Consider the following 24848-nt stretch of genomic DNA (forward strand, 5'->3'; position numbering starts at 1 on the left):
CGCGCCGCCGCTCGAGGTGACGCGCGTGCGGTGGGTGGCCGCCCGAATACTGTCCCCGTCGTGACGGAGCGACGACAAGACATGCAAGAACTGGACGTCGAGCACGCAGGGGCGGCGGTGGTCGGCCATGCCGATCGACAGGGCTTGCGGGACGATGGGCCCTCGAAATCGTGGAATAGCTCGCATCCCTCGCGCTGCCCGGATGGCGGCTGCTCGCAGGCCGATCTGAAGAGTACCAGCGGCGACGGGCTGCTCTATTGCTTCGCGGCGAATTGAGGCGCGCTCAGCCTTCGCAATGACGGAGCGTGTTACGGCAGGGCTCCGTCCCGCACTGACGAACCCAGGGCCGCGTGCTAGATTGGTCCGGACGCGTTCATGCTCACGGACCCTCCCATGAAATACGAACTCTATTACTGGCCCGAGATCCAGGGCCGCGGCGAATATGTGCGGCTGGCACTGGAGGAGGCAGGTGCGGCTTACGTCGACGTCGCGCGAGGCCCGCGCGGCAGCGGCGCGATGATGACGATGATGGATGCGCATAAGAGCATGCCGCCCTTTGCGCCGCCGTTCCTGAAGGCCGGCAAGCTTGTGATCGGCCAGACCGCCAACATCCTGCTCTATCTCGGCGCCCGCCACGCCCTTGCGCCGAAGACGGAAGCTGGAAAACTCTGGTTGCACCAGCTCCAGCTCACCATCACCGATCTCGTGCTGGAGATCCACGATACGCATCATCCGCTCGGTCCTTCGCTGTATTACGAAGACCAGAAGGCCCCGGCGAAGAAGCGCACCGCGGACTTCTGGGGCGAGCGGGTGCCGAAATATCTCGGCTATTTCGAACAACTTCTCGCTGACAATGGCGGCACTTACGTCACCGGACGCAGGCTGAGTTACGTCGACCTCTCGCTGTTCCAGATCGTCGACGGGCTGCGCTATGCCTTCCCGAAACGCATGAAGGCGTTCGAAGACGAGATCCCCGGCCTTGTCGGCCTGCACGGCCGCGTCGCGGCGCGGCCGAACATCAAGGCCTATCTCGAAAGCGAGCGCCGGATTCCCTTCAACGAACAGGGCATCTTCCGCCGCTACAAGGAGCTGGATGCGTGAGTCACCACACGCCCGGCAGCAGGCGATAGCGCACCCGCGTCGCATAGTCGGCATAGCCGGGCAGGCCCGCGACGAGTGTGCGCTCCTCGATGCGGATGCGGACAGCGAGCAGCGCGAGGAGGAGAGGCGTCATCGCAAGTCCCCACCACGAGCCCAGGAGTAGCGGCACGCCTGTGAAGAACAGGATCATGCCGCTGTACATGGGATGGCGGACATGGGCGTAGGGCCCGGTCGAGATCACGCGTTGCGCGCGCTCGGCTTGCAGCTTCACCACCGGCGCGGCGAACGAGTTTTCTCGGAACACCCACAGCGTGAACAGCGTCGAGGTGAGGTACAGCACTAGGCCGAGCGCTTGCAATGCAGGCGGCATGCCGGACGCAAGATGGCGTCGGTCGAGCCCCATCGCGATGAGCCAGGCCAGTATCACCACGATGAACACGATCATGAAAGCCTTGTCGGCGGCCGGTTGATCTTTCTGAAGAACCGGTCGCAGACGTTCGGCCAAGAGCGCCGGATCGATCCGGTAAAGCCACCAGCCGCACAGCGGGCCGAGCAGGACAGAGGTGACGAGGAACACCCAGGCCGCGGGCCAATGCAGCGTGCCGGCGGACGCGAACAGCAGCGCGCCCATCGCGACGACGAAGATCGTGTTCTGCAACAGCAGGCGTGCGATCATGCGCGGTTCCCCGGGCAATTTCGCACGATATTGGCCGCGCTATTCGGCAAAGATACGGCCGGGCGCACGAAAGGCCCGATCGAGCGGATCGGGCGATCTATCGCAGGCCAGCCCGATCAGGCGAGCTGATCGATCCGCGTGCCCTGGCCCGGCGGCAGCGGCGCGGGCGGCGTCGGCTGATAGGTCGGGTCGTTGTCCTTGGTCTTGGCCTGGTCGTCCTGCTGCTTGGTCGTGTCGTAGCTCGGCACCACGATCGCGATCGGCGGCGGCGCAACGGTTGAAACGCTCATCCACAAATCCTCACAGATTGAAACAATTGACCCTGCCCTGTGAGGGACGAAAGGTCCGTCAAGCCAATCGTTAAAATGCGAGGGATCTGGTGCGGTGAAATGAGCAGTTCTCGTGTAAGCGCGCGACGTCCGCCTACTCGTCCTTCGGCCGCGTGATTGCGATCGACGCGTCCGTCTTGGTGCGGGTGCATTCCATGTTGAGGCGCTTGTAGCGCATCGACACCTTGTCGCCGCGCAACAGGCCCATGCGCTTCAGGCAGCGCGTGGCGCCGGTCGTGGCGTCGTCCTTCGGCAGCGTGAAGGTGATCGCGGCTGCGGATGCGACCAGCTCATAGAACTTCGGCGTCGGCTTGCGGTCGCCCTTGGCATAGAGCTCGTTGGAATAGTTTTGCCCCTGGGCGCGGCAGCCGAGCGAAAGCTCCTTGGCCGCCGGATGGGTGAGATAGATGATGTTGGCGGCCTTGAAGTTGACCTTCAGCCCGTCGATGCCGCCCGCGAGCTGTTTGGCGATGTCGTCGCACTGGTCCGCGCGCGCTGGCGCGGCGAGGGTGACAAGGCCGGCGGTTGCGGCGGCGACAAGAATCGCGCCGCGGACGTTCAATTTGAAAATCATGATGAAAAGCCCCTTGGAGGGCGCATTCAAGCGTCGGCGGGCGCGGAGCGCAAGGGGTGCAAACAGGCCGTACCGGGCAGGAGCATGACCCTCGTCTCTTGCCGCCGGCGACCGGAAAAAATGAACGCCGTGGCGCTGAATCGGGATGCCCCGGCCGCGCCCAGGCGCCTTCCCTTTATGGCAAAAAAGCTTAGAACGCTTCCATGCTAGGGCCCCGCGCGAGGGCTCCAAAAACCCGAGATCGACCCCATGAACGCTCCCACCGCCATCCCCGACCCGTCAAAGCCCGCTCCGCCCTACAAGCACACCCCGCTGTTTCCGCTGGGCAAGGACGAGGCGCCCTACAAGAAAATCACGGCCGAAGGTGTCCGGGTCGAGAAGGTTTTGGGGAAAGACATGCTGGTGGTGTCGCGCGAGGCGCTGCGGGCGCTGTCGGAGGCGGCCTTCGGCGACATCAACCATTACTTGCGGCCCGGCCATCTGAAGCAGCTGCGCGCGATCCTGGAAGACGGCGAGGCGAGCCCGAACGACAAGTTCGTCGCGCTGGATTTCCTCAAGAACGCCAATATCGCGGCCGGCGGCGTGCTGCCGATGTGCCAGGACACCGGCACTGCGATCATCATGGGCAAGAAGGGCTGCAACGTCATCACCGACGGTGACGACGAGGCGGCGCTGTCGGAAGGCGCGCGCGATGCGTATCTCCGCCGCAATTTGCGCTACTCGCAGGTCGCACCCTTGTCGATGTACGAGGAGAAGAACACCGCCAACAACATGCCGGCGCAGTGCGAAATCTACGCCGAGGGTGATGACGCCTACAAATTCATGTTCATGGCCAAGGGCGGCGGCAGCGCCAACAAGAGTTTTCTGTTCCAGGCGACGCCCTCTGTCCTGACCAAGGACCGCCTGCTCGCCTTTCTCAAGGAAAAGATCCTGACGCTCGGCACCGCGGCGTGTCCGCCCTATCACCTCGCCATCGTGATCGGCGGCACCTCGGCCGAGCTCTGCATGAAGACGGTGAAGCTGGCGTCCGCGCGCTATCTCGACGCACTGCCGACCCACGGCTCGCCGGACGGCAACGCCTTCCGCGACGTCGAGATGGAGCAGGAAATCCACGAGATGACGCAGTCGCTCGGGGTCGGCGCGCAGTTCGGCGGAAAATATTTCTGCCACGACGTGCGCGTGATCCGTATGCCGCGTCATGGCGCCTCGCTGCCGATCGGGCTTGGTGTGTCGTGCTCGGCTGACCGCCAGGTGCTCGGCAAGATCACCAAGGATGGCGTCTATCTCGAGGAGCTCGAGCACAACCCGGCGCAATATCTTCCGCAGGTCGAGCAGTCGCTCGGCGGCGAGGTCGTCAAGATCGACCTCAACCAGCCGATGAAGGACATTCTGGCGACCTTCTCGAAGAATCCGATCAAGACGCGGGTGTCGATGACCGGCACCATGATCGTCGCGCGTGACTCCGCGCACGCCAAGCTGCGCGAGCGGCTGGAGAAGGGCGAGCCGCTGCCGGACTACTTCAAGAACCATCCCGTCTACTACGCCGGCCCCGCCAAGACGCCCGAGGGCTATGCCTCCGGCGCGTTCGGTCCGACCACGGCGGGCCGCATGGATTCCTTCGTCGACCAGTTCCAGGCCGCCGGCGGCTCGATGGTGATGGTGGCCAAGGGCAACCGCGCGCCGGCCGTACGCGAGGCCTGCAAGAAATATGGCGGCTTCTATCTCGGCTCGATCGGTGGTGCAGCGGCGAACCTCGCCGAGCACTGCATCAAGAAGGTCGAGGTGCTCGAATATCCCGAGCTCGGCATGGAAGCGATCTGGCGCATCGAAGTCGTCGACTTCCCGGCGTTCATCATCATCGACGACAAGGGCAACGACTTCTTCAAGGAGTTGAATCTGGGCTGATGGTGCGTTCCCCGGATGCTGCGCAGCGCGACGCGCTGCACCGCGTCCGGGACACGGAAGTGTTCGTTACGCCTTCGTGCCCGTGAACGGGAAGCTGCCCATCGGGCCGATGCCCATTTCGCCGCTCATGCTGTCGCCGGAGACCTTTCCGATGAACTCGAGCGTCAACGGCATCGGATTGGTGATGGAAACCTTCCAGTTGACGGCGTCGCCGCTGATGGCGCCATCGAAGATCTCGGCGGTATTGCCTTCCGCGCTCTGCGTGCCCGTCAGCGTGCCGCCAGAGCTCAGCAGGGTCAGTGTCGCCTGGCGCTCGCCCATCGGCGTGGTCATCGTCAGATTCCAGTTGCCGTCCACGGCCATTCGCGTCTCCCGAAAAATCCTGGCGGGCTGGGACGATCCGCAGCCAGTCCTGGGCCGAGCGTATAGCGCAACTCGCAGCAGCTGCCTAACGCTCCATGTAAGGCATTTAGGCGCGGGCAGCGGCGGCGCGACGGCGGCTCGTCACGACGAGCCGAAGCACGACATACTGCACGGCAAAGGCCAGGATCTTGGCGCCGCCGGCGACCACCGAGATGTAGAACGCCCACAGCTTCAGATCGCCGGTGGAGGCGACCGCGATCGTGCCGGCGCCGATTGCGAACATCAGCACCGCCCAGGCATAGCCCGCGGCCGTTACATATTCTGGAACGGTCTCAGTGACGATTGGCGGCATGTAGCGCAGCATCCAGCCGCGCTTGAGCATGATGACGCCGATCGCGAAATGCGCGATCGCCGGCTTTGCCAGCATGAAGCGGGGATCGTTGGTGAACAGCGTGATCGCGCCGAGCACGATAACGAGCGCAAGGCTCGCATAGGTCATGAAGCTCAGCTGATGCTCCTTGACGCGAGCATAGATCACCTGCGCGATGGCGCCGGCAATCGCCACCGACGTCGCGAGAATGACGTTGTCGGTGATGAGATAGATCACCAGGAAGATGATGGCCGAAAGGAAGTCGGAGGCGAGGCGTGCGAATACGTCCTTCATCGTCGATCCTGTGTCAGTGAGTGTTCGGCAGCGCGCCGGCCGGGGCACCGTACTTGATCTGGCGATACTCGGGATACCATTTTGTGAAGTAGATCGCGCTGTTGCGGGCGGCGAAGGCGACCGCAAGACCCAGCCAGACCGGCAGGCCCGGGAAGTAGAGCAGCACGATGTTGGCGGCCATCATCAACAAGGCGGCTGCGGTCCATGCGCCGGTGATGATGTAATTGGCAGTGAGGAAGCCGGGCATTGCCGCGGTCTCGGCCGGAACGGATTCGAGCGCGTATTGCAGCGTGAAGGGACGGCGCAGCAGCATCGAGCCGAGCGAGATGACGAAAATGCCGATGTCGACCGAGAGCTTGACGCCAAGCGTACCGAGCTTCGGATCGAGCAGCGCGAGGGTGAGGCCGATTGCGGCGAACAGGATCGCCGAGCCTGCAGCCAGGATCTTCACCGAGCGGCCGCACGCAACGTCGATCGCGATCGTGGCGAGGCAGATTGCGGAGGCCGCGAACACGCTGATCGTGGCCGAGGTCATGAGCATCAGGAGCGTGTAAGCGCCGTAGGGGGCAAGGATCAGGAATATCGTCATGGGCCGCCTCGGTCGAGTCAATCTTTACGTTGTCAAGATTGATAGTTCAGGGCCGGCAACGGGTCAAGCGAAATCTTTACAGTGTCAAAATGATGTGAATGACCTGTAAAAACTGAACTGTTGCAATGGCTTGATCGGAGATTTCGTCGGCGACGGCGGCCCAGGGCAGGCGCGACAGGATCGACAGCGCGCAACTGATCAAAAGGCCGATGGTCAGGAAGATGCTGCCGCCGCGGCAGACCAGAAACCGCAGCGAACCCGGCGTCGCGTACATGCCGAATGGATGCAGCAGCCGCGACAGCACAAGCGCGCCCATCAGCAGATGAATCCGCGTCGACGAGGCGCCGGACATTTCGAGCAGCGCCACCATCAGCGTGATGATGGGGACGTATTCCATGAAGTTGCCATGGGCACGGATCGCGCTGCGCAGGCTGGCATTGCCGCCGTCGTTGAAGGCGGCCGCGTTGCTCCGCCGCAACCGGATCACCTGGAGCGCGAGCGCGGCGTAGATCAGGGCGAGGACTGCGAGATAGTTCGCGGTGATCAAGGGCGTGTGCATGCGAGGCCTCCCTGGTTTTGTCCGCACTGCCGAAGCACACGTCCGTCATTCCGGGGCACGCGAAGCATGAGCCCGGAATCCATCGGGCGGCAGGACACGCGACGAAATGGATTCCGGGCTCGCGCCGAGTGGCGCGCCCCGGAATGACAGGGAGAGTTACGCCGCTCCCACCCAATTGCCGTGAAAGCCGTCCGGCACGCGATGGCCGAGCTGCACCAGCGCAACGGGGCCGGCCTCGATGTCGGTGGCGTTGAACACGGCGAGGTCGCTGCGGTTTTCCCGCGCACGCCAGACCACGGCGAGCAGCCAGCCGTTACCCTCCGCGGCATCCGTCGACCGTTCGACGAACACAGGCTCGGAGATGGTGTCGCCCACAGGCAGCAGGTAATGACCGAGCCGCTTTCCCGCGCCGTCGACATGGACGATGCCGGACAGCGCGCCGAACATCGGCAGTTTTGGATTGGCGCAGGCGTACCAGCCGTGACGGCTCTTCAGTCCGGCGCGGCGATCGTCGATGCGCGGGAATTCGCCGGTGAGATCATCGAGATAAATCTGCTGGAAGCGGTCGGTATTTCCTGAAAGATCGAACGTCCAGCGGCAATGGCGGGCGCGCGACTTTTCCGGATCCGTCGGCCGGCCGTCTGGATGCGGAAACAGCGGCGCTTCCTCGAACTGCATGACATCGGCGATGATGCGGTTGCCGTCCTCCCACGCATTCATGATGTGGAAGACATAGCAGGCTTCACCGCGGAACCAGACGATGTCCTTGGCCGTGCCGTTGCGCTTCATCACGCCGACATAGGCGCCCTTGTCCGGCTCCCAGGCATAGGGCGGCCGTCCGCTCATCGCGCGCTCCATGCTGCCGGTGATGGGCAGGATCGGAAACAACACATGGTTCTCGGTGACGATGAAGTCGTGCACCATGCTGGCATAGGGCGCCTCGAAACGTTCGAAGCGCGTGGTCTTGCCGGAGGCATCGATCGATCCGTAGGAGAGGGCGGGCGTCAGCGGACCCGCCGCGTTGTAGCCGAAGAACACCAGTTCGCCGGTCGCGGGATCGATCTTCGGATGTGCGGTAAAACTGCCGGCGACGCGGCCCTCGTAGTTATGATAGCCGCGGGTCGCCAGCGTGCCCGGCTCGATCGCGGTCGGCAGATGCGCTTCTTCCAGTGCGAGCAGCTTGCCGGCATGGAAGATGATGTTGGTGTTGGCGACGCCGCCGTCGGTGAGGTTTTGCGGCGCATCCGGCAGCTTGCGGCCGAAGCCGCCGAACAGTGCGCGGCCGGCATCGTGCTCGGCGAGCCATTTCGGGGTGCGGACCCAGCGATTGCGGTAGCTGGCGCTGCCGTTTTCCAGGTGAAAGGCGTGCAGCATGCCGTCGCCGACGAACCAGTGCGCGCCGGGGGATTCGAACTGCGGATTGGGGCCGTTGCGATAGAGCGTGCCGTTGAGCTCGCGCGGCAATTCGCCGATGATTTTGAGGAAGGGCGCATCCGCCTCGAACGGAATCGGGGCAATGTTGTTGCGGCGCTCGGCGATGGCGTCCTGCTGCACGGCGTATCCCTCCCTATCTTTACATCGTAAAGATGAGATAGTGCCGATCAAGGCGTCCGTCAAGCGAAATCTTTACACTGTCAATATTGCGTCATATAGCTTGTCCATGGCCAAGAGCGACACCAAGAGCGAAACCGTGCGCAGCCCGCGCGTGCCCAAAAGAACATCGTCGGCATCGCGTCCGGCGCGCCGCCCGGCGAGCGCGAAGACCGAGACGCCCTACCACCACGGCGCCCTGCGCGAGGCACTGCTCCAGGCGGCTGAACGTGTGCTGGAGCGTGATGGGCTTGCCGGCCTGACATTGCGCGCGGTGGCGCGCGAGGCAGGCGTCTCTCATGCCGCGCCGACGCATCATTTCGGTGACCTGACCGGGCTTGTCAGCGAGCTCGCCGCGATCGGCTTCCGCCAGTTCAACGCGGCGATGGCGTCGGCCTGCGACTCCGCCACCACGCCGCTGTCGCGCGCGCTGGCGCGGCCGAAAGCCTATGTCGCCTACGCCCAGGCCCATCCCGGCATGTACGGGCTGATGTTCCGCACCGAGCGTCTCGACTATGCCAGGCCGTCGCTGCACGAGGCGGCCGAATCCTCTTTCGCCGGGCTTGCCAATGCCATCGGCGCGATGCGGCAGGAGCAGATCAGCGGCGACGCGCTGACGCTCGACCAGGGCGCCGCGATCGCACGGGCCTGGTCGATGGTGCACGGTTTTACCATGCTGCTGCTCGACGGGCGGCTTGAGGATATTCTGGAGCGGCTGCCGGCAGGCACCACGGCCGAACAGCTTCTCGAAGCGATCCTGAAGTCGACCCTGGCGACGAAATTCCCGGCATAGCGCCGCAGTCTTTTGGCTGTGTCGAGGATGCTGCTCATGGATTGGGCGCCTGCAAGGGCAAACGTGACAAATGCGCGGATGTCCGGGAACTCCACGCTTCAGACATCTTCACTGTGGGCAAGGTTCAAACGCGGCCCGGAGATACCTGACAGGGGCGCGGAATCGTTCTAGAAGAGCGGCTTCGCTTGGGCTCTTCCAGCCTCGTTCGCGTCCTCTTTACTTCTGATCATGCCAGCCATCTCGTCGAACAAACCTTATCGCGTCGGCCGCTCCAAGACCGGGCTTGGCCTCTTCGCCACCAAACCGATCAAGAAGGGCACCCGGATCATCCGTTATTACGGACCAATCCTGGATTCGCGGATTCCCGAGCAGGACGACATCGAGAACAAGTACCTGTTCGAGCTCAACGGCCGCTGGACCATCGACGGCTCGGTGCGCAAGAACCTCGCGCGCTACATCAACCATGCCTGCCGGCCCAACGCCGAATCCGACGTTCGCCCCCGCGAGCGCAAGGTCTATATCCGCGCCATCAGGAACATCGAGCCGGGCGACGAGATCAACTACGACTACGGCACCGACTATTTCAAAGCCTACCTGAAGCCGATCGGCTGCAAGTGCGAGTCTTGCGAAAACAAGCGCAAGAAGCTGCGCGCCGAGGCCCGGGCCGAGCGCGCCAAGGTGAAGGCCCGCGCGGAGCGCAAGGCCGAGAAGGCGGGCGCGAAGGGCACCGCGTCGAAAAAGAAGAAGCTGAACGGCAAGCACTTCAACGGCAAGGTCGGCCGGGCGAAGGCGTAGCCATCAACTCCGCTGTCATGCCTCGCGAATGCGGGGCATCCAGTACACCGCGGCTCATCCGCATCCTCTCGCAGTCTCTGGAATACGCAGTCTCTGGAATACTAGGTCGCCCGGCCGAGCCGGGCGACGACTGCTAGTGGTGAGCCTGTCAGGCCAAGCGTCACGCCGCCACTTCGTCTCCACTCTTCCGCATTCCCACATATTGCAGCTCGGCAAACACGCCGGTCGCAATCGCCTGCGCCACCACCATAAGCTCGCCGCCGAGGTTCGGCGCCACCGCGCCCGAGAACAGCAGCGCGATGCTGCCGACGGTCCAGGCGGCGTTGCCCACCACGACCAGAAGGACAAGCGGCTTCGGCACAGAGGCGCGCGAGGCGAGCCAACCGACCAGCGCGGTATAGGCGATCAGGAACAGGCCGGTCTCGCGCAGCAATGCTTCAGGCAGGTTGAACAACGTTGCAAACGCGGCTGCGCCGAAGGTGAAGCCGAGGGCGGCGATGCCGCTGAAGATTGCATCGGCGAGCAGTGCGCGGCGAAGGAAGGTGGATGCGTCAATCATCGTGGTCTCCATGGTTGGGTGGGCTTGGGGTGAAACTCAGCGCGGTCCGCGCCACCAGGCGCGAAGCAGGCGCGCGAGGCGGAACGGGCAGAGGCTCTTGCCGACGCTGTGCTCGAAGGCCGTGACTTGCGCGACGACATAGTCGCCGGTCGAATGCACCAGCGGCTCCGGCATGTTGAGGCTGCGCGCGAGCATCCGGGTTGCAAGCGTCATAGCCCAGGGTGCGATGTGGTCTGCAAGGGTGCGGTAGAGCAGCAGCGCGATCATGGTCATCTCCTGTTGCGACCGAAGATGCGCTGGTCCGAGACCCAATTCGATTACCTCGAGGGTAATGGAAGGGCTGAAATCCGCATGCTAGGTTTTCGACCATGAACGCACATGCATCCACGGCACACACTGAGCGAAGCCAGCCGATCCATATCGGCGACCATTTGCGCGAGTGGCGGCAGCGCCGTCGCATGAGCCAGCTCGATCTCGCGGGCGAGGCGGACATCTCCGCGCGCCATCTGAGTTTCGTCGAGACCGGCCGCGCCGCACCCTCGCGTGACATGGTGCTGAGGCTCGCCGAGCGTCTCGAGGTGCCCCTGCGCGAACGCAACGTGCTGCTGGTCTCAGCCGGCTACGCGCCGGCCTTTCCGCAGCGTCCGCTGGAGGATCCTGCCTTGAAATCAGCCCGCCAGGCGATCGACCTCGTGCTGAGGGCACACGAGCCCAATCCGGCGCTCGCCTATGACCGGCACTGGAATCTGGTGTCGGCCAACCGCATGGTGGCGCCGCTGCTCGACGGCATCCCGCAGCGGCTGCTCGGCCAGCCCTTCAACGTGCTGCGACTTGCCTTTCACCCCGAAGCGTTGGCGCCGCGTACAGTCAATCTCGCGGAATGGTGCGGGCACCTGCTGGAGCGGCTGCACCGGCAATGCGAGGCGACGGCCGATCCGGAGCTGATCAAGCTCTACAACGACCTGAAGAGCTATCCGATCCCGGCACGATCGGCGCCGCTGTCGCGCGACAATGTCGCGATCCCCTTCAAGCTGCGCCACGACGGGGGGATACTCAGTTTCTTCTCCACCACCATGGTGTTCGGCACTCCTGTGGACATTACCCTGTCGGAGCTGGCGCTGGAGACGTTCTTTCCGGCGGACGAACGCACCGCCGAATGGCTGAAGCAGATGGCGGCAAATATGGCCTAGCGCCCTTGCCTCAGGCGGCGTTCGGCTTATCTTCCGACAAAACCGCAAGTGCCCGAAGGAGGCGCCCATGAGCTCGTCTGATATGAGCATGCCGAAACCGCTCCAGATCGATGTCGTCTCCGACGTGGTGTGCCCCTGGTGCTATATCGGCAAGCACCGCATCGAGAGTGCGCTTGCGCTCGTGCCCGACGTTCCCGTCAAGCTCAATTTCCGTCCCTTCTTCCTCAATCCCTGGGTGCCGCGCGAGGGCATCAGCCGTGAGGAATATCTCACTCAGAAGTTCGGCTCGGTCGAGGCCTACAAGGGCATCGCCGGCCGCGTCGTTGCAGCCGCAAGCGAAGAGGGGCTCACCTACCGGCCCGAGCTGGTGGCGCGTCAGCCCAATACGACCGACTGTCATCGCCTGATCCTCTGGGCCGAGGCGATCGGCAACGCGCCCGAGATGAAGCAGCGCCTGATGGAGCTCTATTTCCGCGACGGCGGCGATCTCACCGATGTGAACGTGCTGGTGCAGGCCGCTGACGATGTCGGGCTCGACGCCAACGACGTGCGCCGCCGCCTCGCCACCGACGAGGATGTCGCGCGCGTGTCGGCGGACGCGCAGGAGGCTGCCGAGAAAGGTATCTCCGGTGTGCCAACCTACGTGTTCGCGCAGAAATACGCGGTCTCCGGCGCGCAGGATCCAAACCTGCTCGCGCGTGCTATCCGCGAGGTCTCGGCGGAGATCAACGCGCAGGCGGCGGAGTAGTCTTCGCTTGTTTGCGGAGCAGGTGGATCGCGCGCCGCGTCGCGTCGCGCGCGCAGCCACGCGCGATGAGCGCCGCGTGGATCAGCATCACGACAGGATCGTTCCGCCGTAGCGGAATCAGCACGTCGCCGATTGCAAAGCGCCCGCGCCAGATCGGGTTGATCATGGGGTGATCGGCGCTTGCGGTCGAATCCGCACTCGCTATGGCCGGATCGGCGCAGAGGTGGCGGGTCAGCTCGAGCGTGAGCTGCACGCCCGGCGAATATTTTGCGAAGCGCTCGTCGATGCCGAGCTTGAAGAAGAAGGCGCGATCCTGATGCCGCAGCACGATGCCGGCAGCGAGAGGTGTCGCGCCGGCGCGCAGCGTGATGATCTCGCATTGCGCGGTCTCCGCAAGCGCCGGCACGGCGCGGCGGATGAAGGTCGCATCGCCGACGTCCTGGATCAGTGCGGTGCCGCGTTTGCCCTTCCAGCCGCTGGCTTCGAGTTGCAGGAATGTTTCGAGCGCCGACTTGATCTCGTCGGGCTTGCGCGCGACGTCGAATACGACCGGTCCGTGCTCCTCCAGACGGTGACGCTGGCGGCGCAGCTCTTTAAGTTTCTTGGCGCCGAGTGCCTCGTACAAGAGCTTGTCGCCGTCTTGTGTCGCATCGAGGCTTGCGCGGATGTAAGAGCTCAGCACGCGCGGCTTCAGGCCGCTCCGGCCGAGAGCCTCGTTGAGCGATGCCATTGCCGCGTCCTCGAGCGCGACGTCGCGCAGGATCAGGGCATGCGCGCCGGCGTCGCGCGCCCGCTGCAACAGACGCGTCGACGCCTCGACCACGGCGTCGCGGTCGATCAGCGGACTGCACAGTGTGCCATAGGGATGCGCGCTCACCAGCGCGGGCAGTGGGATTTTCCAGGCCCGCCAGAGCGAGATCACCGGCATCAGGCCGATCAGCCGCGTCGAGGGGCCGTTGAATGCGGGCAAGGCCGAGGCATCGGTGCGGTCGCGCGCGGTCGCGCTGACGGCAAGCTCCCAGCCGGGCAGATAATAGCCATTCGGCTCGATCGCTCGCTGCGCGAGCGCGCGCCATTGGCCGGGTTCAATGGAGGCGAGTATAACGAGCTCGCGCGTCGCCGTGGCATCGTTTGCAGATGCCGGATTAATCGCTGCCTGGTGCGCGATATCGACCACGTCCCGTCGTCCCCGTTCACGCCGGCAAGGCTGGCGTTACGCGGTCATGCTTAGTGCAAAGATTGGAAAATACCGTTGGGACGCCGCTTCAATTCGAGTGGTATTGTTAACGTCTCATTGAGCATCCGGCGCCAAGCCGCTGGATGCTCCAATGAGGTGCCCACTTTCTGGAGGATCAAAATGGTCGCCACGTCTTTCACGCCGATTGCCTCGCTCCTGGGCGGAGCGTTGATCGGTCTGTCCGCCGTGCTCTTGATGTGGGCGACGGGACGGATTGCCGGGATCAGCGGCATCGCGGCGCGGCTGTTTCCGCCCTACGAGGACCGCGAATTTTTCGGCCGGCTCGCCTTCGTCGCGGGCCTCATTGCCGCACCGGTGCTGGTGCGACTCGTCACCGGAAGCCTGCCGGCGCAGACGATCGTGGCAGGAACGCCGGTCCTCATTGTCGCCGGATTGCTTACAGGCTTCGGCGCAGTGTGGGGCAGCGGCTGCACGTCCGGCCACGGCGTCTGCGGCCTGTCGCGGCTCTCGGTGCGTTCGCTGGTTGCGACCATCACCTTCATGGCAGCGGGCATGGCCACCGTTTTCGTGATGCGGCAATGGAGCTGACGGCGATGATCATCTTCGTCCAATTCGCGATCGGCCTGATCTTCGGCCTCGGCCTTATCGTGTCGGGCATGTCGAATCCGGCAAAGGTGCTGAACTTTTTGGACGTCGGCGCCATCCCGGCAGGGACGTGGGACGCGAGCCTGGCTGTCGTGATGGCCGGCGCAGTCGCGGTGACCTTTGTTGGCTTCAGACATGTCTTGAGTTTTGCGCGACCGTTCCTCGCCGAACGATTTTACGTTCCGACGCGCAACGACATCGATCCGAGAATTGTCATCGGTCCCGCCATCTTCGGCATCGGCTGGGGATTGGCAGGCTTTTGTCCCGGGCCGGTGCTGACTGCGCTTGGATTTGGCTCGGCGTCGGCCTTCATCTTCGTCGCCGCAATGTGCGCCGGCATGATGCTCGCACGCTTCATCGCTCGTCTGCCGTCGTCGACGCGTGCCGTCACGCCGGCCCATCCGCTCGAAACCTGACATGGACAGGACCGGGCGAGCTGTCTCGTCCGGTCCCGTCCATCATGCTTGATCGATTACCAGCGATCGCCGCCGACACCGACGCCCACGCTGACGCCGGGTGCACGAATGCCGACGCCGCCGCGCGGACCATCGTCCCAGTCGCGATAGCTGCGGCGCTCGTAATAGCGTTCACGCGGCATGGCGCCATAGGAATCGCGCACGATTACGCGCGCGCCGCCATGGGTGCGATAGCAATTGCCGGCGTCATCGCAGACGAGTCGGACCTCCTGAATGAGATCGGGGCTGGTGTATTCGCTGGTCGTGTAGAAATCAGCAGCCTTCGCGCCGCCAGCCGCGGCCAGCGCACTGACGCCGGCCAGCAGTGCAATCGTGAATGTCCTCATCGTGTCCTCCTCCGAAACTGCCCTCTGCGGGGACAAGAATGAGAGGAGGCGATCGTTCCGGGCCGAACTGCAGGTTTTTCCCGGAACCGGATTCCGCGTCAGCGTCATCTGAGCCTAGATCGGCTCGTAAATTTCCGACCCGCAGATGTCGTCAGCTTCCGCGCGTCGCCGGTCGACGACCTTTCCGCCGCTGATCGTCACGATGTAGGTCTGGAGGCCGAGCGCCGAGCCGGTGGCGGAGGTCAGTTGCGCGCGGACGCAGGCCGTCCAGCCCGGTCCGCGCACCTCGTGATGGGGCGCGGCGACATGCACCTCGCGCGGATAGGACGTGTTGAGGAACACCACGTCGATCTGCTCGCGCACCACGCGCTTGACGTCGGGGGGCGGCTCGGGCGGCGGCTGCTCGGTCTCCTTCAAGCGCATGAATTCAGGCACCGGCGCGCGGCTGTCAGCAAAGCCGCAGCCGCCGAGCGCGAGCGCGGCCGCGATCAGCGCCACATGAGCAACAATCCGCAACATCCGTGAAGGTCCCCTGCGGGCCAACAGATAGGCGCGAATACGACCCGGCGAAGTCCCGGCCGATCAACATTTGCTGAAGCGGTGGAACCCGTGGCATTTGCTATTACGGGATTGCAGGCTAGTTTGTATCCCAGACGAGGGGGATTGCACCAATGAGGATTTTGGTCATGGCGGCCGCGGTGCTGGCGCTGACGGCGGCCTCCGCGCAGGCGCAGATGGGCGGCGGCAGGCGCCAGTCCAACGAGGCCGGAGCCAAGGCGGACAACAAGCCCAAGGTCGACGAAAAGGCCTATAAGGCCGCGCTCGAGCGCATTCCCGAGCCCAAGGAAAAGTATGATCCGTGGAGCGGGGCCCGTCCGAGCGAACCCGCGAAGAAGTCGAAATAGAGCGGGGCGGGCGTGACGATCCGCCTGCGCTATATGGTGGGACTGGTCGCGATCCTGCTGCTTGCGGCGCGGCCATGCTTCGCCTGGGAGAGCTGGGGTGGCGATCCCGGCGGGTCGCGCTTTTCGCCGTTGCGAGAGATCACACCAGACAATGTCGGCAATCTCGTCCGCGCCTTCGAATTTCACACTGGCGATCTCGCGGCGCGCCCGGCGGGCGTGATGCGGCGAACCAAGTTCGAGGCGACGCCACTGTTCGTCGAGGACAGCCTGATCTTCTGCTCGCCCTTCAACGAGGTGATCGCGCTCGACCCCGGCACGGGCACGCAAAAGTGGCGCTACGATCCGAAAATCCCAATCAATCAGCGTCCTGCCAATCGCTATGTCTGCCGCGGCGTCACCTACTGGATCGACGACACCGCACCTCCCGACGCCGTCTGCAGATCGCGGATATTCATGGGCACCAACGATGTCCGCCTGATCGCGCTCGATGCGAAGACAGGTGCTCCCTGCGCCGGTTTCGGCAAGAACGGTGAGATCAAGCTCGATATCGGCATGATGCTGGAATGGCCCGGCGAATTCCAGATCACGTCGCCACCTGCGGTGGGTCGTGGTGTCGTCGTGGTCGGCTCCGCGATCGGTGACAACCGCCGCGTCGATGCGCCGAGCGGCGTGGTGCGCGCGTTCGATGCGCGCACCGGCGAGCCGCGCTGGACCTTCGAGCCGCTGAAGCGCGACGGCATCGAAGCAGGTCATGCCAATGTCTGGGCGCCGATGTCGGTCGACGAAAGTCGTGGACTCGTCTTTCTGCCGACGTCCTCGCCGTCGCCGGATTTTTGGGGCGGCAAGCGGCCGGGCAATAACGAGCATGCGAATTCGGTTGTCGCGTTGCACATCGAGACCGGCGAGCTCGCATGGGCGTTCCAGACCGTGCATCACGACGTCTGGGACTACGATCTGCCGGCGCAGCCGACGCTCGCACGCATCGATGCCGGCGAGGGTCAGCGCGATGTCGTGATCCAGCCGACCAAGCAGGGCTTCGTCTTCGTGCTCGACCGCGACACCGGCACGCCGGTGTGGCCGGTCGAGGAGCGCGCGGTGCCGCAAGGCGGCGCCGAAGGCGAAATGCTGTCGCCGACGCAGCCGTTCCCCACGCATGTGCCGGCGCTGACGTCGCAAAAAATATCGACCGACGATGCGCTCTCGCTGTTGCCTGGCCTGCGCGGCTCTGCTTGCGAAAAGCAGTTCGCGGAGGCACGCAACGAGGGGCTGTTCACACCGCCCTCGACGCAAGGCACGCTTGAGTTTCCCTTCACGGGCGGCGGCGTGAACTGGGGCAGCGCGGCCTTCGATCCGGTCCACCAGATCCTCTACGCCAACACCAGCCGCGCCGCGCATCTCATCAAGCTGGTCCCGCGCGCGGATGCGGCCGGCTTCAATCCGCCACCGGGGCACGATTTCGGCCAGCAGCAGGGCGCGCCGTTTGCAATGTCGCGTTCGGTCGTGACGTCGCGGCTCGGGATGATCTGCGTCAAGCCGCCATGGGGCGAGATGGTCGCCGTCGACCTCAAGGCCGGCAAAACGCTTTGGCGCTCGACCGTCGGCACCACCGAGGACCTGGCGCCGCTCGGGATGCCCTTGCCCTGGGGCACACCGCTTCTCAGCGGCGTCGCCATTACCGAAGGCGGTCTCGTCTTCACCGGCGCGATGGATGCTTACTTGCGGGCCTTCGATGCGCGAAGCGGGAGGGAGCTGTGGCAGGGGCGGCTGCCGGTGCCCGGCGTCGCCAATCCCATGACCTATCTCTGGAAGGGCGAGCAGTATGTCGCGATCGGTGCCGGCGGCCACTCCGAAGCCGGCACCTCGATCGGCGACAGCGTCGTTGCGTTCCGGCTGGCGCGGCCGGGCGAGGCGCCGTCATTGTGGTCGCGTACGATCGATCGTCCCGGCGGGCGATTTTTTGCGGCGTCATCAGCGATCGTGCTTGCGATCTTCGCGCTGGTGATCGCGGGTCTGCGCTGGCGTCGCCGGCGTCCTATCGGGCGAGTATGAAGCCGCGTTGTGCGAACGGTCGTTCACATCGCGTGCGCTATTGCACGAAGGCAAGGCCGATACGCTTGTCACTGTGCCATACCGTGCGGCAATTCCGCACGAAATTGTCGCGCGAGATCGACAGTGTGAACGATTGCGGCAATGTGACAGGGTTTTCGAGATCGATCGCGGCGCCGCTTGCCGACATATTGCGCACCGTGCACGCGATGCCGCTGCCTTCAAAGGTGATCGTTCCACCCTTGAAAACACGGTAACGCTGCGCTGCACGCTTCTCGACCATTCGCGTTAATCCATAATGCCGAATGTAAATTAGTGCATGGAAATTACGTTGAACTAAACTCAATACTGGCGCTACTTGCACAGCGCTTCAGACTTCGTTTACGAAACTGAAGCGGAGAATTCCTCTGCGGACTTTCCCCACGAGACTTTCCTTTATGGCGTTACGCGCCGATGGAGATACTGATGAAGAGCACGCTTTCGATTTTGTTCGTCGCAGCTCTCTCGCTGTCGTCCGTTCCCGCCCACGCCACCAAGCTCGATCTCTCGACCATGTGATTTCCATCGAGAGCCGCGACGCGCTTTGCGCTCACGCGGCTCTCATCTTTTCGGATCATGCTTCATCCCGGCAGCATCGCGAACGCGCTCGACACCATCGCCACCGGCTTGTTGTCGGTGGCGGAGAGCAGAGTGACGCGGCCGAAGCTCATGGTGCGCCCGAGCCGCACCACGCGCGCATCCGCCAGCACGTCCGACGAGGAGACCGCGCGCATGAAGTGCGTGGTCTGGTCGACCGTGGTCATCGGACGATAGCCGCGATTGGCGGCCAAAATCGCGATCACCATCGCGGTGTCGGCGAGCGCCATCAGCGCCTGGCCGCACACCACGCCGCCGTGCCGGCACAGCCGCTCCGAGAACGCCATGCGCAAGAGCGCGCCCGGTTGCCAGTCCGGGATGTCGGGCCGCGGGGTGTGCTCGATGCTTTCGACGGAGAGGTTGAGATCCTGGACCCAGGGTGCAAAGACGTCGCCGAGCACGCGTCTGGCGTCGGCGAGGCCGAACTCCGCTTCAGGCTGCGATGGCATTGCTGTCGTTTCCCCCGTGTTGCCGGATGTTTCAACCATTCTGCCCGCTTTGGCGCGGCAAAGTCACCCGGTCTGGGCCGATCCCGTTGGCTTGAAAATGCCCGACTTCGCCCGATATGATGCCACGCTTGGGAGCGTGGTGGACGATGTTGCGCCGATGTGTCCTTGTGTTTTGCCTGGCGGCGCTCGGTCTGGCGCTGAACGGGTGTACCAGGTGCGGCCCGGTCTGGGATGACTGGTTGCATGGGCCGAAATCGTGCAGATCAGATCGGCTCTAGCGGGCCGGGAACGGCGCCCAAGGTCGTGATCGGCCTGCAACTGGGATAACATGGCGCGGGTGATCCGCCCCTCTATCGATGATCAAGGAGTAGATGATGAAGCTTTTCCGTATGGCGGCGGTGCTGCTGGCCGTGCTGGCGGGACCGGCCTATGCGCAAATGCCCAATCTCAATTTGCTGCAGGAAGCCCCGGGCAAGACCGCTGACGAAAAGGCCGCGGATGCCGAGCGTGAAAGGGCCTACAAGGAAACGCTGAAGAAGATTCCGGACGCAAAGTCGTCCAACGATCCCTGGGGCGGCATGCGCTCCGACCCGCCGAAGCAGCCCGCGCCGAAAGCGGCCGCGACCAGCGCGCCCAAGAAGACCAGGGCCGGCACGGCCGCCAACTGACCGTGGTCCCGGCCGGGGGCGGTAACGTCTCCGGCGGGACTCCTCTTCGCCGGGCCTGCATCCTACATTCGCTCGGAGTGTTGCGGTGAGGAGGCAGGATATGGCGGATCGTCCGCGGGATCTCGCCGAGCGGATGGCGCGGCGGCGCAAGGCGGCCGCCAAATCGGGCGAGCAGGCCGGCGACGGCTATCTGCGCGAGAGCTTCACCTTGCCGCGCGCGGCGGCGCGGGCGAGGGCGCAGGCCTTCTTCGCCCGCTACCCCAAGGCCGGCTATATGAGCGAAGTCGAGAACTGGCGCGAATTGCCCGGCGGCGACATCGAATTCACCATGCGGCGGCTGCCCAGCGCCGACTAGGGCAGGCGGCTGGGCGAGGGCCTAGTCGAGGGATTCGGCCACGATGCGGATCCGGAACACGGGCTCCTTGGCCTCGTCCAGGAGCTCCATGTGCCACTCCGAGTTCTCCTGGAGCTTGCGGGAGATGCCCGCGGCCATGTCGGCGCAGACGCTGGTCATCTCCTTCCAGGCCGAAGCGCGATCGGAAAACTCCGTCGCATGGTCCGCGCAGCCGGAATAGCGGCCGTTCCGGATTCGAAAGAAATAGAGCGGCATGGGTGGCACCGATCGCGTAATGGCCGCGCCCCGAGGCCATCCACTGCAATCCCAAACCGCGGGCAGATCAATTCCGGTCGTCTACGGAATACGCCGTCGTGGGGCGCCACGGCGTGGCTGCCCTCGGACACAGGGTGTGTTGCTGCGCACAAGGGCGCGCTAAGCTATCTCAGTCCGGCCTGTTCACGCCGTCTTGCGGCCGATGGCCTTCAGCTCCCGATCGATGCGCAGTTGCACGCGACGGATCGCCAGAAGATCGATCTTCGTCTCGATCTTGCCCGTCTTGGTCTGGTCGCCGATCCGGAATTGCCACTGCCAGATGCCCGGGATCGCCGTCTTTGCAACCGTGAACTCCACGCCCCTGTGGTTCATGGTCACCTCCATGCTGGACGTCACAATATTCCGACCACAAGCAAAATTTGCTGTTAAGTCGTGGATAGTTCACGGAAATCCTGAAAGCGCGCGCGGTTCGAAACAAGCGAAATGAGATTTCGAAAGACGGGAGCCGGCGGAAGTCATCGGGCGCGTGGAACCGCCGGCGCTCGGCGCGTTTTGTGCGACATCGCTGCTGGCCGTTCGCCAGGAACTCTGTTCATAGCCGGAGAACCACGGGCAATCTCGATCGAAATCCGCGATTTCCACTTGGGATCCACCGCCGGACCGGTCGCAAGAATGGCGGCCGCACATCGGTTGACGCGACCATTCGATTTATGTTTTGGAGACTGAATTCGAAACGATCAATTTGCGCATTTCACGACGACAACTCGGCTGCGACCGCAATCATGAGTTCTCGCTGAAATAGCAGCGCGCTTCCAATCGCGAGATTGCAGAAGACGGCCTTGGCGCGATGCCGGAGCGTCATGCATTTCGTGGAACCAATTTTGCGCGCGATGTCGGCGCCGCGGCCATTCGAAGCGAATATGCGTGGCTCACACTTTTCCATTTTTGCGTGCGCCGCTACTATGCTCTGGTGATGCGTGGAGGCGGCACGAGCCGACGTCGCGGAAGAGGAAGACGTGAACTGGCTGAGACATCTCGTTCTGCGCTGGGGCGCACGGAATTTCTCCCTGGTCTGTCCGCAGTGTCGACGGCCCGCGTCGTGTCTTACATTCCGGCGTGGTCGCTACATGCTCGGTGACGAGAAGCTCGCTTGCGAGCAGTGCGGCGAGACCAGCCTCGTCACCTTCTGGCGTTTCGAAGGCTTGTCGAGCCGCCCCGATTGCGCTGACGCGCGAAGACATGAGCCGCTGGCGAATTCACGACACTGATTTCACGCGAGCGATGCAGGGCGAAGTGGAGGCGCCGAACACGCTTCTCGCGTGACTGACGGCACGTGCCTTGCTTGGTCTGACGACGGCAAGAATCATGGACGCTTCATGCTCGGCATTCCCCGTCGCTACAGTCATTTCGTCTTCGGCGTCATCCAGTCCGGCCTGACCTCGCTGATCGCGACGGGGATCGCGAGTTTTCCGGCGTCGTCGGCATTGCTTTTCGTTCAGCACTGGATGGTCTCGTGGCTGATCGCATGGGCCACGATGCTGCCGATCGTGCTGCTGGTGGCGCCCGCGATCCGGTCGTTCTCGCTGCGGCTGACGCGCGAGGAAGGCCGCGCCTGAACCGGCCGCGGCATGAAAAAACCCCGCCAGGGGAGAGCCGGGCGGGGCAGAAGGCTATTGGAGGCTGAGGTGCTGGGCTGCAACACCATAGCCAAACAATCCTAGCCCACTCGGCTTACGACAGCCTGACAAGTCGGGACGGATCGGACGGGCCGGCAGCATTGCCGTTGAGACGCAGCAAACAGAAAACCCCGCTCGGGGCGGAGCGGGGTCGTCGACTGGGTATGGAGGCCCGGTGTTGGTCTACCGGGCAAGACAACGCTAGACTATTCGGCTTACAGGCGCCTTACGCGAGCTTGCGCAACCCTTGCGGACCAGATCGGGCCGGCCGAATCGGATCGGTGTTCTTAGCGGCGCTCTCACGTCCCAATTAGGACATCCGATCGCACAACTTACGACACAACCGTTGGCGACACTTCGAGCGCACGGCGAAGCCATGGGGGAAACGTGGCGCGCCGATAGCGGGGTGGCATCATGGACAACGTAGAGCGGTCATTTGCCGCCGCGACGGTGGCTGGCTTGGTGGTGTTGATCATCGGCATCGTGCTGCTGGCGTTGATGTAGAGGCGGCTGATCCAAAAATCTGGAAAACAACCCCATGCAAAGTAGGATGGGGCCGGTTTCGCCCGAGGCAATCTGAATGGCCGCGCAGCATTCCAGGTTGATAGCCTTCTCTCAACTCCTGGCCATCTTTGAGATGCTTCTGTTCATCGCTGCCGGACTGTCAGCGATTGCCGCCTGCCTGATTGGGAGCCATCCGGCGGGCGGGCGAGAGGCCTTTTTCGCGTTAGCTGGGTTGGCGGCAGGTGGCGAAGCGGCGCTCGATGTTTTGCGCCGCCTCGTTGCGAGGCGAGGAGAGGCCACCAGGTGAGGCGGCCTCTCGTCATGTCTATTTCTGGGCCAACGCCCTAGTGGCAAGGCTTCCCCACCATCTGGGCGTACCTGCTGTGGCAGCCGTCATGCAACTGCCACTTCTTCGTAATTTTTGGGCCGGCTTTCGGAGCGCACGACGTCTGCGCTTGCGCCGCCACCGGACCAACGAAGATGAAGAATGCTAGGGCGATCCTGACAACTGACTTCATCGCTCCTCTCCCCAAGGCTGTTCGAACGAGACGTTCTGTAGCGCTACTAATGTAAGCGTTACATATTGTAGCGTTCAATTCAAGCCTGGGAGATTCCCCAAATTCAACTTGGGACACCCGGGGCCAAATACGGACGCCCCCAGATTTGGGGGCTGTCCCAATTGGGACAGCCGCTACGGCAGATGGGCACACCTAAGATTGTGGTTTGTGTTCGGAAACGGACCGACAAAATCCTGGAGTCGTCATTTGCTGTATGCGTGGCCGGACACTGCTGCGGCCATAAGGACGGCCCCAGCGCTCGCCTCCAGCCCCCCGAGCCTGGGGCCGCTTTTTGCGGCGACAGGAAATAAAAATGCCGCCTGACGTTGAAAACGATCGCTCGGCAGCGCTGTTCCAGCCCCGGGAGGGCTGAGGCGGCCTTACTTTTTTGGTAGCAGTCCCAGGACGAACCATTGAGCCGGGAACAGGGGAAAGAACAGCGCTCCCCAGAAGAACCAAATGCGCCTGGACCGGCCTCTCTCTGCCGCGAAGTTGGCGGTTACGCGCCCGCACCAAACCATCAACCCGATAACGACTAAGCTGAACATGATCGAGGCGAGCATGGGTGAGGGCTCCTGCCGATGTCCGTTGCCTATCATATAGGATTGCCTGTCGGCAGCGATGGCCACGCTCCAAAATCGAATTGGGACACCCCAAGATTCAATTTAGGACACTTGGGTTAGGACACTTGGGGTCGAATACGGACAGTACCAAAATCCGCGTGCTGTCCTAATTAGGACACCCGGAACTCTGAATTAGGACACGGTGTTTTGTGACAACTGGATGGCAATGAGTTGCGCGCGTACTGAGTAAGCGCGACTGTGAAGAGCCCCAGTCCCGCCAGCCCCGGACTGGGGCTTTTTCGTCTCGCGGGAATTAAAAACGCCGCCTGCTTAAATTAAGCGCAGGCGGCGGCTTACCAGCCCCGAGGGGGATGATGCAAAACCCCGGTGAAGATTAGTCTACATGGACTAATTGAAGGTTCAATGTTCCTGATTCGGAACACCCGCGCGGAAGGGAATTAGGACAAGCGTTTTTTGTCCGTGCAAAGAACGGCTGAAGATCGCCATTACGCTTTGGCCTCTGCCCTGAATTGGTGACGGGAGCACTCGGATTCTCAAACTTATGCGCTTGGGCATCGAATTGATCCCGGGTGTGGGTCTTCTCATCTTCCAAAAATCCGGGTACTGGCCTGTTTTAACTCCTAGTGGCCTAGTTTGAATTTGGCAGTGGCCTAGTTTGAAAACTGACTGACTGGTTTCAGCGGGCTGCACACTTCGCGACAATTCGGTAAAAAGTCGGAGGACGGTTGTTATATGCGTTCGTTGGTAGCGTCGTGTAATCGTCGACAGCTACTCCAGCCGCAGCGGCCTCACACTTTGCTTGGTCCGGAAAGTCGAGGAAAGTCGTGCTCGTGCTGACCCCGCCAGTATTCGCGTTAGCGGCGACTATAACCACCAATATTAGGGTCCACATTTTGCCCCTCCACTAAGGCCGCCTCAGTTGGCGGCCTCTTTCATTTTGACGTCGGCCAACGGGAAGCCAACCTCGATACACGCCTCGGGGTGGCGGATTGCCTCCTCATATTTGGCTTCTGAGCAACAATAAGCCGTTTCACCCTCTAGCCGCACCAAAGCGAGCGCGTGAAACTGTCCGTCCGCGCCCCGCACAGAGACTTTATGATTTTTCGGAGTCATTCTGATTTCTCCCGCTTGAC

General features: G+C 63.3%; 32 protein-coding genes and 1 pseudogene. 15 read left to right on the plus strand and 18 right to left on the minus strand.

The window, feature by feature from the left end; all coding sequences use genetic code 11:
• Positions 1 to 70: 70 nt before the first annotated feature.
• Both ABIB73_RS37605 and ABIB73_RS16605 read left to right on the plus strand, forming a co-directional pair.
• A pseudogene (locus tag ABIB73_RS37605) lies at positions 71 to 276 on the plus strand (lectin); the annotation flags it as partial.
• Between the two features lie 117 nt (positions 277 to 393).
• Positions 394 to 1101: a glutathione S-transferase gene (locus tag ABIB73_RS16605; RefSeq protein WP_354225410.1), complete on the plus strand. Its 708-nt coding sequence runs from the start codon at positions 394 to 396 to the stop codon at positions 1099 to 1101.
• A 1-nt stretch (position 1102) separates the two neighbouring features.
• Here ABIB73_RS16605 and ABIB73_RS16610 read toward each other — a convergent pair whose 3' ends face one another.
• The 3 genes from ABIB73_RS16610 to ABIB73_RS16620 all read right to left on the minus strand — a co-directional run bounded on the left by ABIB73_RS16610 (position 1103) and on the right by ABIB73_RS16620 (position 2680).
• Positions 1103 to 1777, minus strand: a complete 675-nt coding sequence (locus tag ABIB73_RS16610) for a methyltransferase family protein (protein WP_354225411.1) — start codon at positions 1775 to 1777, stop codon at positions 1103 to 1105.
• A 116-nt stretch (positions 1778 to 1893) separates the two neighbouring features.
• On the minus strand, positions 1894 to 2067 hold the full coding sequence (locus tag ABIB73_RS16615; RefSeq protein ID WP_354225412.1) for a hypothetical protein: 174 nt from the start codon (positions 2065 to 2067) through the stop codon (positions 1894 to 1896).
• 133 nt (positions 2068 to 2200) lie between these two features.
• A complete protein-coding gene (locus ABIB73_RS16620; protein WP_354225413.1) occupies positions 2201 to 2680 on the minus strand; it encodes a hypothetical protein in 480 nt (159 codons plus the stop codon).
• Positions 2681 to 2929: 249 nt separating this feature from the next.
• Between ABIB73_RS16620 and ABIB73_RS16625 the strand changes: the two genes are divergently transcribed.
• Positions 2930 to 4585: a fumarate hydratase gene (locus ABIB73_RS16625; RefSeq protein ID WP_354225414.1), complete on the plus strand. Its 1656-nt coding sequence runs from the start codon at positions 2930 to 2932 to the stop codon at positions 4583 to 4585.
• A gap of 66 nt (positions 4586 to 4651) precedes the next feature.
• Here ABIB73_RS16625 and ABIB73_RS16630 read toward each other — a convergent pair whose 3' ends face one another.
• The 5 genes from ABIB73_RS16630 to ABIB73_RS16650 form a co-directional block, all read right to left on the minus strand.
• The gene (locus tag ABIB73_RS16630; RefSeq protein WP_354225415.1) at positions 4652 to 4948 is read right to left on the minus strand and encodes a hypothetical protein; all 297 of its coding nucleotides are present in this window, start codon (positions 4946 to 4948) and stop codon (positions 4652 to 4654) included.
• A gap of 106 nt (positions 4949 to 5054) precedes the next feature.
• Positions 5055 to 5612, minus strand: coding sequence for an inner membrane-spanning protein YciB (locus tag ABIB73_RS16635; protein WP_354225416.1), 558 nt, complete (start codon positions 5610 to 5612; stop codon positions 5055 to 5057).
• Between the two features lie 13 nt (positions 5613 to 5625).
• The gene (locus tag ABIB73_RS16640) at positions 5626 to 6201 is read right to left on the minus strand and encodes a hypothetical protein (protein ID WP_354225417.1); all 576 of its coding nucleotides are present in this window, start codon (positions 6199 to 6201) and stop codon (positions 5626 to 5628) included.
• A 76-nt stretch (positions 6202 to 6277) separates the two neighbouring features.
• Entirely contained in the window at positions 6278 to 6760 is a 483-nt protein-coding gene (locus tag ABIB73_RS16645) for an MAPEG family protein (protein WP_354225418.1), read from the minus strand.
• A gap of 156 nt (positions 6761 to 6916) precedes the next feature.
• On the minus strand, positions 6917 to 8314 hold the full coding sequence (locus tag ABIB73_RS16650; protein ID WP_354225419.1) for a carotenoid oxygenase family protein: 1398 nt from the start codon (positions 8312 to 8314) through the stop codon (positions 6917 to 6919).
• Positions 8315 to 8420: 106 nt separating this feature from the next.
• On the opposite strand from ABIB73_RS16650, the gene ABIB73_RS16655 reads away from it, so the two are divergent.
• Entirely contained in the window at positions 8421 to 9143 is a 723-nt protein-coding gene (locus tag ABIB73_RS16655) for a TetR/AcrR family transcriptional regulator (RefSeq protein ID WP_354225420.1), read from the plus strand.
• A 228-nt stretch (positions 9144 to 9371) separates the two neighbouring features.
• Positions 9372 to 9938 carry an SET domain-containing protein gene (locus tag ABIB73_RS16660; protein ID WP_354225421.1) on the plus strand — a complete coding sequence of 189 codons (567 nt, stop codon included), beginning with the start codon at positions 9372 to 9374 and terminating at the stop codon, positions 9936 to 9938.
• A gap of 160 nt (positions 9939 to 10098) precedes the next feature.
• On the opposite strand, the gene ABIB73_RS16665 is transcribed toward ABIB73_RS16660, so the two are convergent.
• Together ABIB73_RS16665 and ABIB73_RS16670 are read right to left on the minus strand one after the other, a co-directional pair.
• Entirely contained in the window at positions 10099 to 10497 is a 399-nt protein-coding gene (locus tag ABIB73_RS16665) for a hypothetical protein (RefSeq protein WP_354225422.1), read from the minus strand.
• Positions 10498 to 10533: 36 nt separating this feature from the next.
• Entirely contained in the window at positions 10534 to 10764 is a 231-nt protein-coding gene (locus ABIB73_RS16670) for a hypothetical protein (protein ID WP_354225423.1), read from the minus strand.
• Positions 10765 to 10865: 101 nt separating this feature from the next.
• Here ABIB73_RS16670 and ABIB73_RS16675 point away from each other — a divergent pair, with 101 nt between their 5' ends.
• Entirely contained in the window at positions 10866 to 11687 is an 822-nt protein-coding gene (locus ABIB73_RS16675; protein WP_354225424.1) for a helix-turn-helix domain-containing protein, read from the plus strand.
• 82 nt (positions 11688 to 11769) lie between these two features.
• Entirely contained in the window at positions 11770 to 12435 is a 666-nt protein-coding gene (locus ABIB73_RS16680) for a DsbA family oxidoreductase (RefSeq protein ID WP_354225925.1), read from the plus strand.
• On the opposite strand, the gene ABIB73_RS16685 is transcribed toward ABIB73_RS16680, so the two are convergent.
• Complete coding sequence (locus ABIB73_RS16685; RefSeq protein WP_354225425.1) at positions 12413 to 13612, minus strand: GNAT family N-acetyltransferase; 1200 nt, start codon at positions 13610 to 13612, stop codon at positions 12413 to 12415. The two genes, ABIB73_RS16680 and ABIB73_RS16685, sit on opposite strands and share 23 nt — an antisense overlap.
• Positions 13613 to 13792: 180 nt before the next feature.
• On the opposite strand from ABIB73_RS16685, the gene ABIB73_RS16690 reads away from it, so the two are divergent.
• Both ABIB73_RS16690 and ABIB73_RS16695 read left to right on the plus strand, forming a co-directional pair.
• Entirely contained in the window at positions 13793 to 14221 is a 429-nt protein-coding gene (locus tag ABIB73_RS16690; protein WP_354225426.1) for a YeeE/YedE family protein, read from the plus strand.
• 5 nt (positions 14222 to 14226) lie between these two features.
• Positions 14227 to 14694, plus strand: coding sequence for a DUF6691 family protein (locus ABIB73_RS16695; protein WP_354225427.1), 468 nt, complete (start codon positions 14227 to 14229; stop codon positions 14692 to 14694).
• A 56-nt stretch (positions 14695 to 14750) separates the two neighbouring features.
• Here the strand turns inward: ABIB73_RS16695 and ABIB73_RS16700 are convergent, their stop codons facing one another.
• Both ABIB73_RS16700 and ABIB73_RS16705 read right to left on the minus strand, forming a co-directional pair.
• Positions 14751 to 15080 (minus strand): hypothetical protein, encoded by a 330-nt coding sequence (locus ABIB73_RS16700; RefSeq protein ID WP_354225428.1) that lies wholly within the window; start codon positions 15078 to 15080, stop codon positions 14751 to 14753.
• A 114-nt stretch (positions 15081 to 15194) separates the two neighbouring features.
• Complete coding sequence (locus ABIB73_RS16705) at positions 15195 to 15599, minus strand: hypothetical protein (RefSeq protein ID WP_354225429.1); 405 nt, start codon at positions 15597 to 15599, stop codon at positions 15195 to 15197.
• A 152-nt stretch (positions 15600 to 15751) separates the two neighbouring features.
• Here ABIB73_RS16705 and ABIB73_RS16710 point away from each other — a divergent pair, with 152 nt between their 5' ends.
• Positions 15752 to 15985: a hypothetical protein gene (locus tag ABIB73_RS16710; protein ID WP_354225430.1), complete on the plus strand. Its 234-nt coding sequence runs from the start codon at positions 15752 to 15754 to the stop codon at positions 15983 to 15985.
• A 33-nt stretch (positions 15986 to 16018) separates the two neighbouring features.
• On the plus strand, positions 16019 to 18034 hold the full coding sequence (locus ABIB73_RS16715; RefSeq protein WP_354225927.1) for a pyrroloquinoline quinone-dependent dehydrogenase: 2016 nt from the start codon (positions 16019 to 16021) through the stop codon (positions 18032 to 18034).
• Between the two features lie 37 nt (positions 18035 to 18071).
• On the opposite strand, the gene ABIB73_RS16720 is transcribed toward ABIB73_RS16715, so the two are convergent.
• A complete protein-coding gene (locus tag ABIB73_RS16720; protein ID WP_354225431.1) occupies positions 18072 to 18314 on the minus strand; it encodes a PilZ domain-containing protein in 243 nt (80 codons plus the stop codon).
• Between the two features lie 337 nt (positions 18315 to 18651).
• Positions 18652 to 19116, minus strand: coding sequence for a PaaI family thioesterase (locus ABIB73_RS16725; RefSeq protein WP_354225432.1), 465 nt, complete (start codon positions 19114 to 19116; stop codon positions 18652 to 18654).
• A 374-nt stretch (positions 19117 to 19490) separates the two neighbouring features.
• Between ABIB73_RS16725 and ABIB73_RS16730 the strand changes: the two genes are divergently transcribed.
• Both ABIB73_RS16730 and ABIB73_RS16735 read left to right on the plus strand, forming a co-directional pair.
• Positions 19491 to 19784 (plus strand): hypothetical protein, encoded by a 294-nt coding sequence (locus ABIB73_RS16730; RefSeq protein WP_354225433.1) that lies wholly within the window; start codon positions 19491 to 19493, stop codon positions 19782 to 19784.
• A 100-nt stretch (positions 19785 to 19884) separates the two neighbouring features.
• Positions 19885 to 20139 carry a hypothetical protein gene (locus ABIB73_RS16735; RefSeq protein ID WP_354225434.1) on the plus strand — a complete coding sequence of 85 codons (255 nt, stop codon included), beginning with the start codon at positions 19885 to 19887 and terminating at the stop codon, positions 20137 to 20139.
• 21 nt (positions 20140 to 20160) lie between these two features.
• On the opposite strand, the gene ABIB73_RS16740 is transcribed toward ABIB73_RS16735, so the two are convergent.
• Together ABIB73_RS16740 and ABIB73_RS16745 are read right to left on the minus strand one after the other, a co-directional pair.
• The gene (locus ABIB73_RS16740) at positions 20161 to 20394 is read right to left on the minus strand and encodes a DUF6894 family protein (RefSeq protein ID WP_354225435.1); all 234 of its coding nucleotides are present in this window, start codon (positions 20392 to 20394) and stop codon (positions 20161 to 20163) included.
• 183 nt (positions 20395 to 20577) lie between these two features.
• A complete protein-coding gene (locus ABIB73_RS16745; protein WP_354225436.1) occupies positions 20578 to 20766 on the minus strand; it encodes a hypothetical protein in 189 nt (62 codons plus the stop codon).
• 1004 nt (positions 20767 to 21770) lie between these two features.
• Here ABIB73_RS16745 and ABIB73_RS16750 point away from each other — a divergent pair.
• Together ABIB73_RS16750 and ABIB73_RS16755 are read left to right on the plus strand one after the other, a co-directional pair.
• Positions 21771 to 22010 (plus strand): DUF2798 domain-containing protein, encoded by a 240-nt coding sequence (locus ABIB73_RS16750; RefSeq protein ID WP_354225437.1) that lies wholly within the window; start codon positions 21771 to 21773, stop codon positions 22008 to 22010.
• Positions 22011 to 22650: 640 nt separating this feature from the next.
• Entirely contained in the window at positions 22651 to 22881 is a 231-nt protein-coding gene (locus ABIB73_RS16755; RefSeq protein ID WP_354225438.1) for a hypothetical protein, read from the plus strand.
• Between the two features lie 1749 nt (positions 22882 to 24630).
• Here the strand turns inward: ABIB73_RS16755 and ABIB73_RS16760 are convergent.
• Positions 24631 to 24828, minus strand: coding sequence for a hypothetical protein (locus ABIB73_RS16760; RefSeq protein WP_354225439.1), 198 nt, complete (start codon positions 24826 to 24828; stop codon positions 24631 to 24633).
• Positions 24829 to 24848: the final 20 nt, after the last annotated feature.

Origin of the sequence: Bradyrhizobium sp. F1.4.3 (genome assembly GCF_040548375.1) — a bacterium.
GTDB lineage: Bacteria > Pseudomonadota > Alphaproteobacteria > Rhizobiales > Xanthobacteraceae > Bradyrhizobium.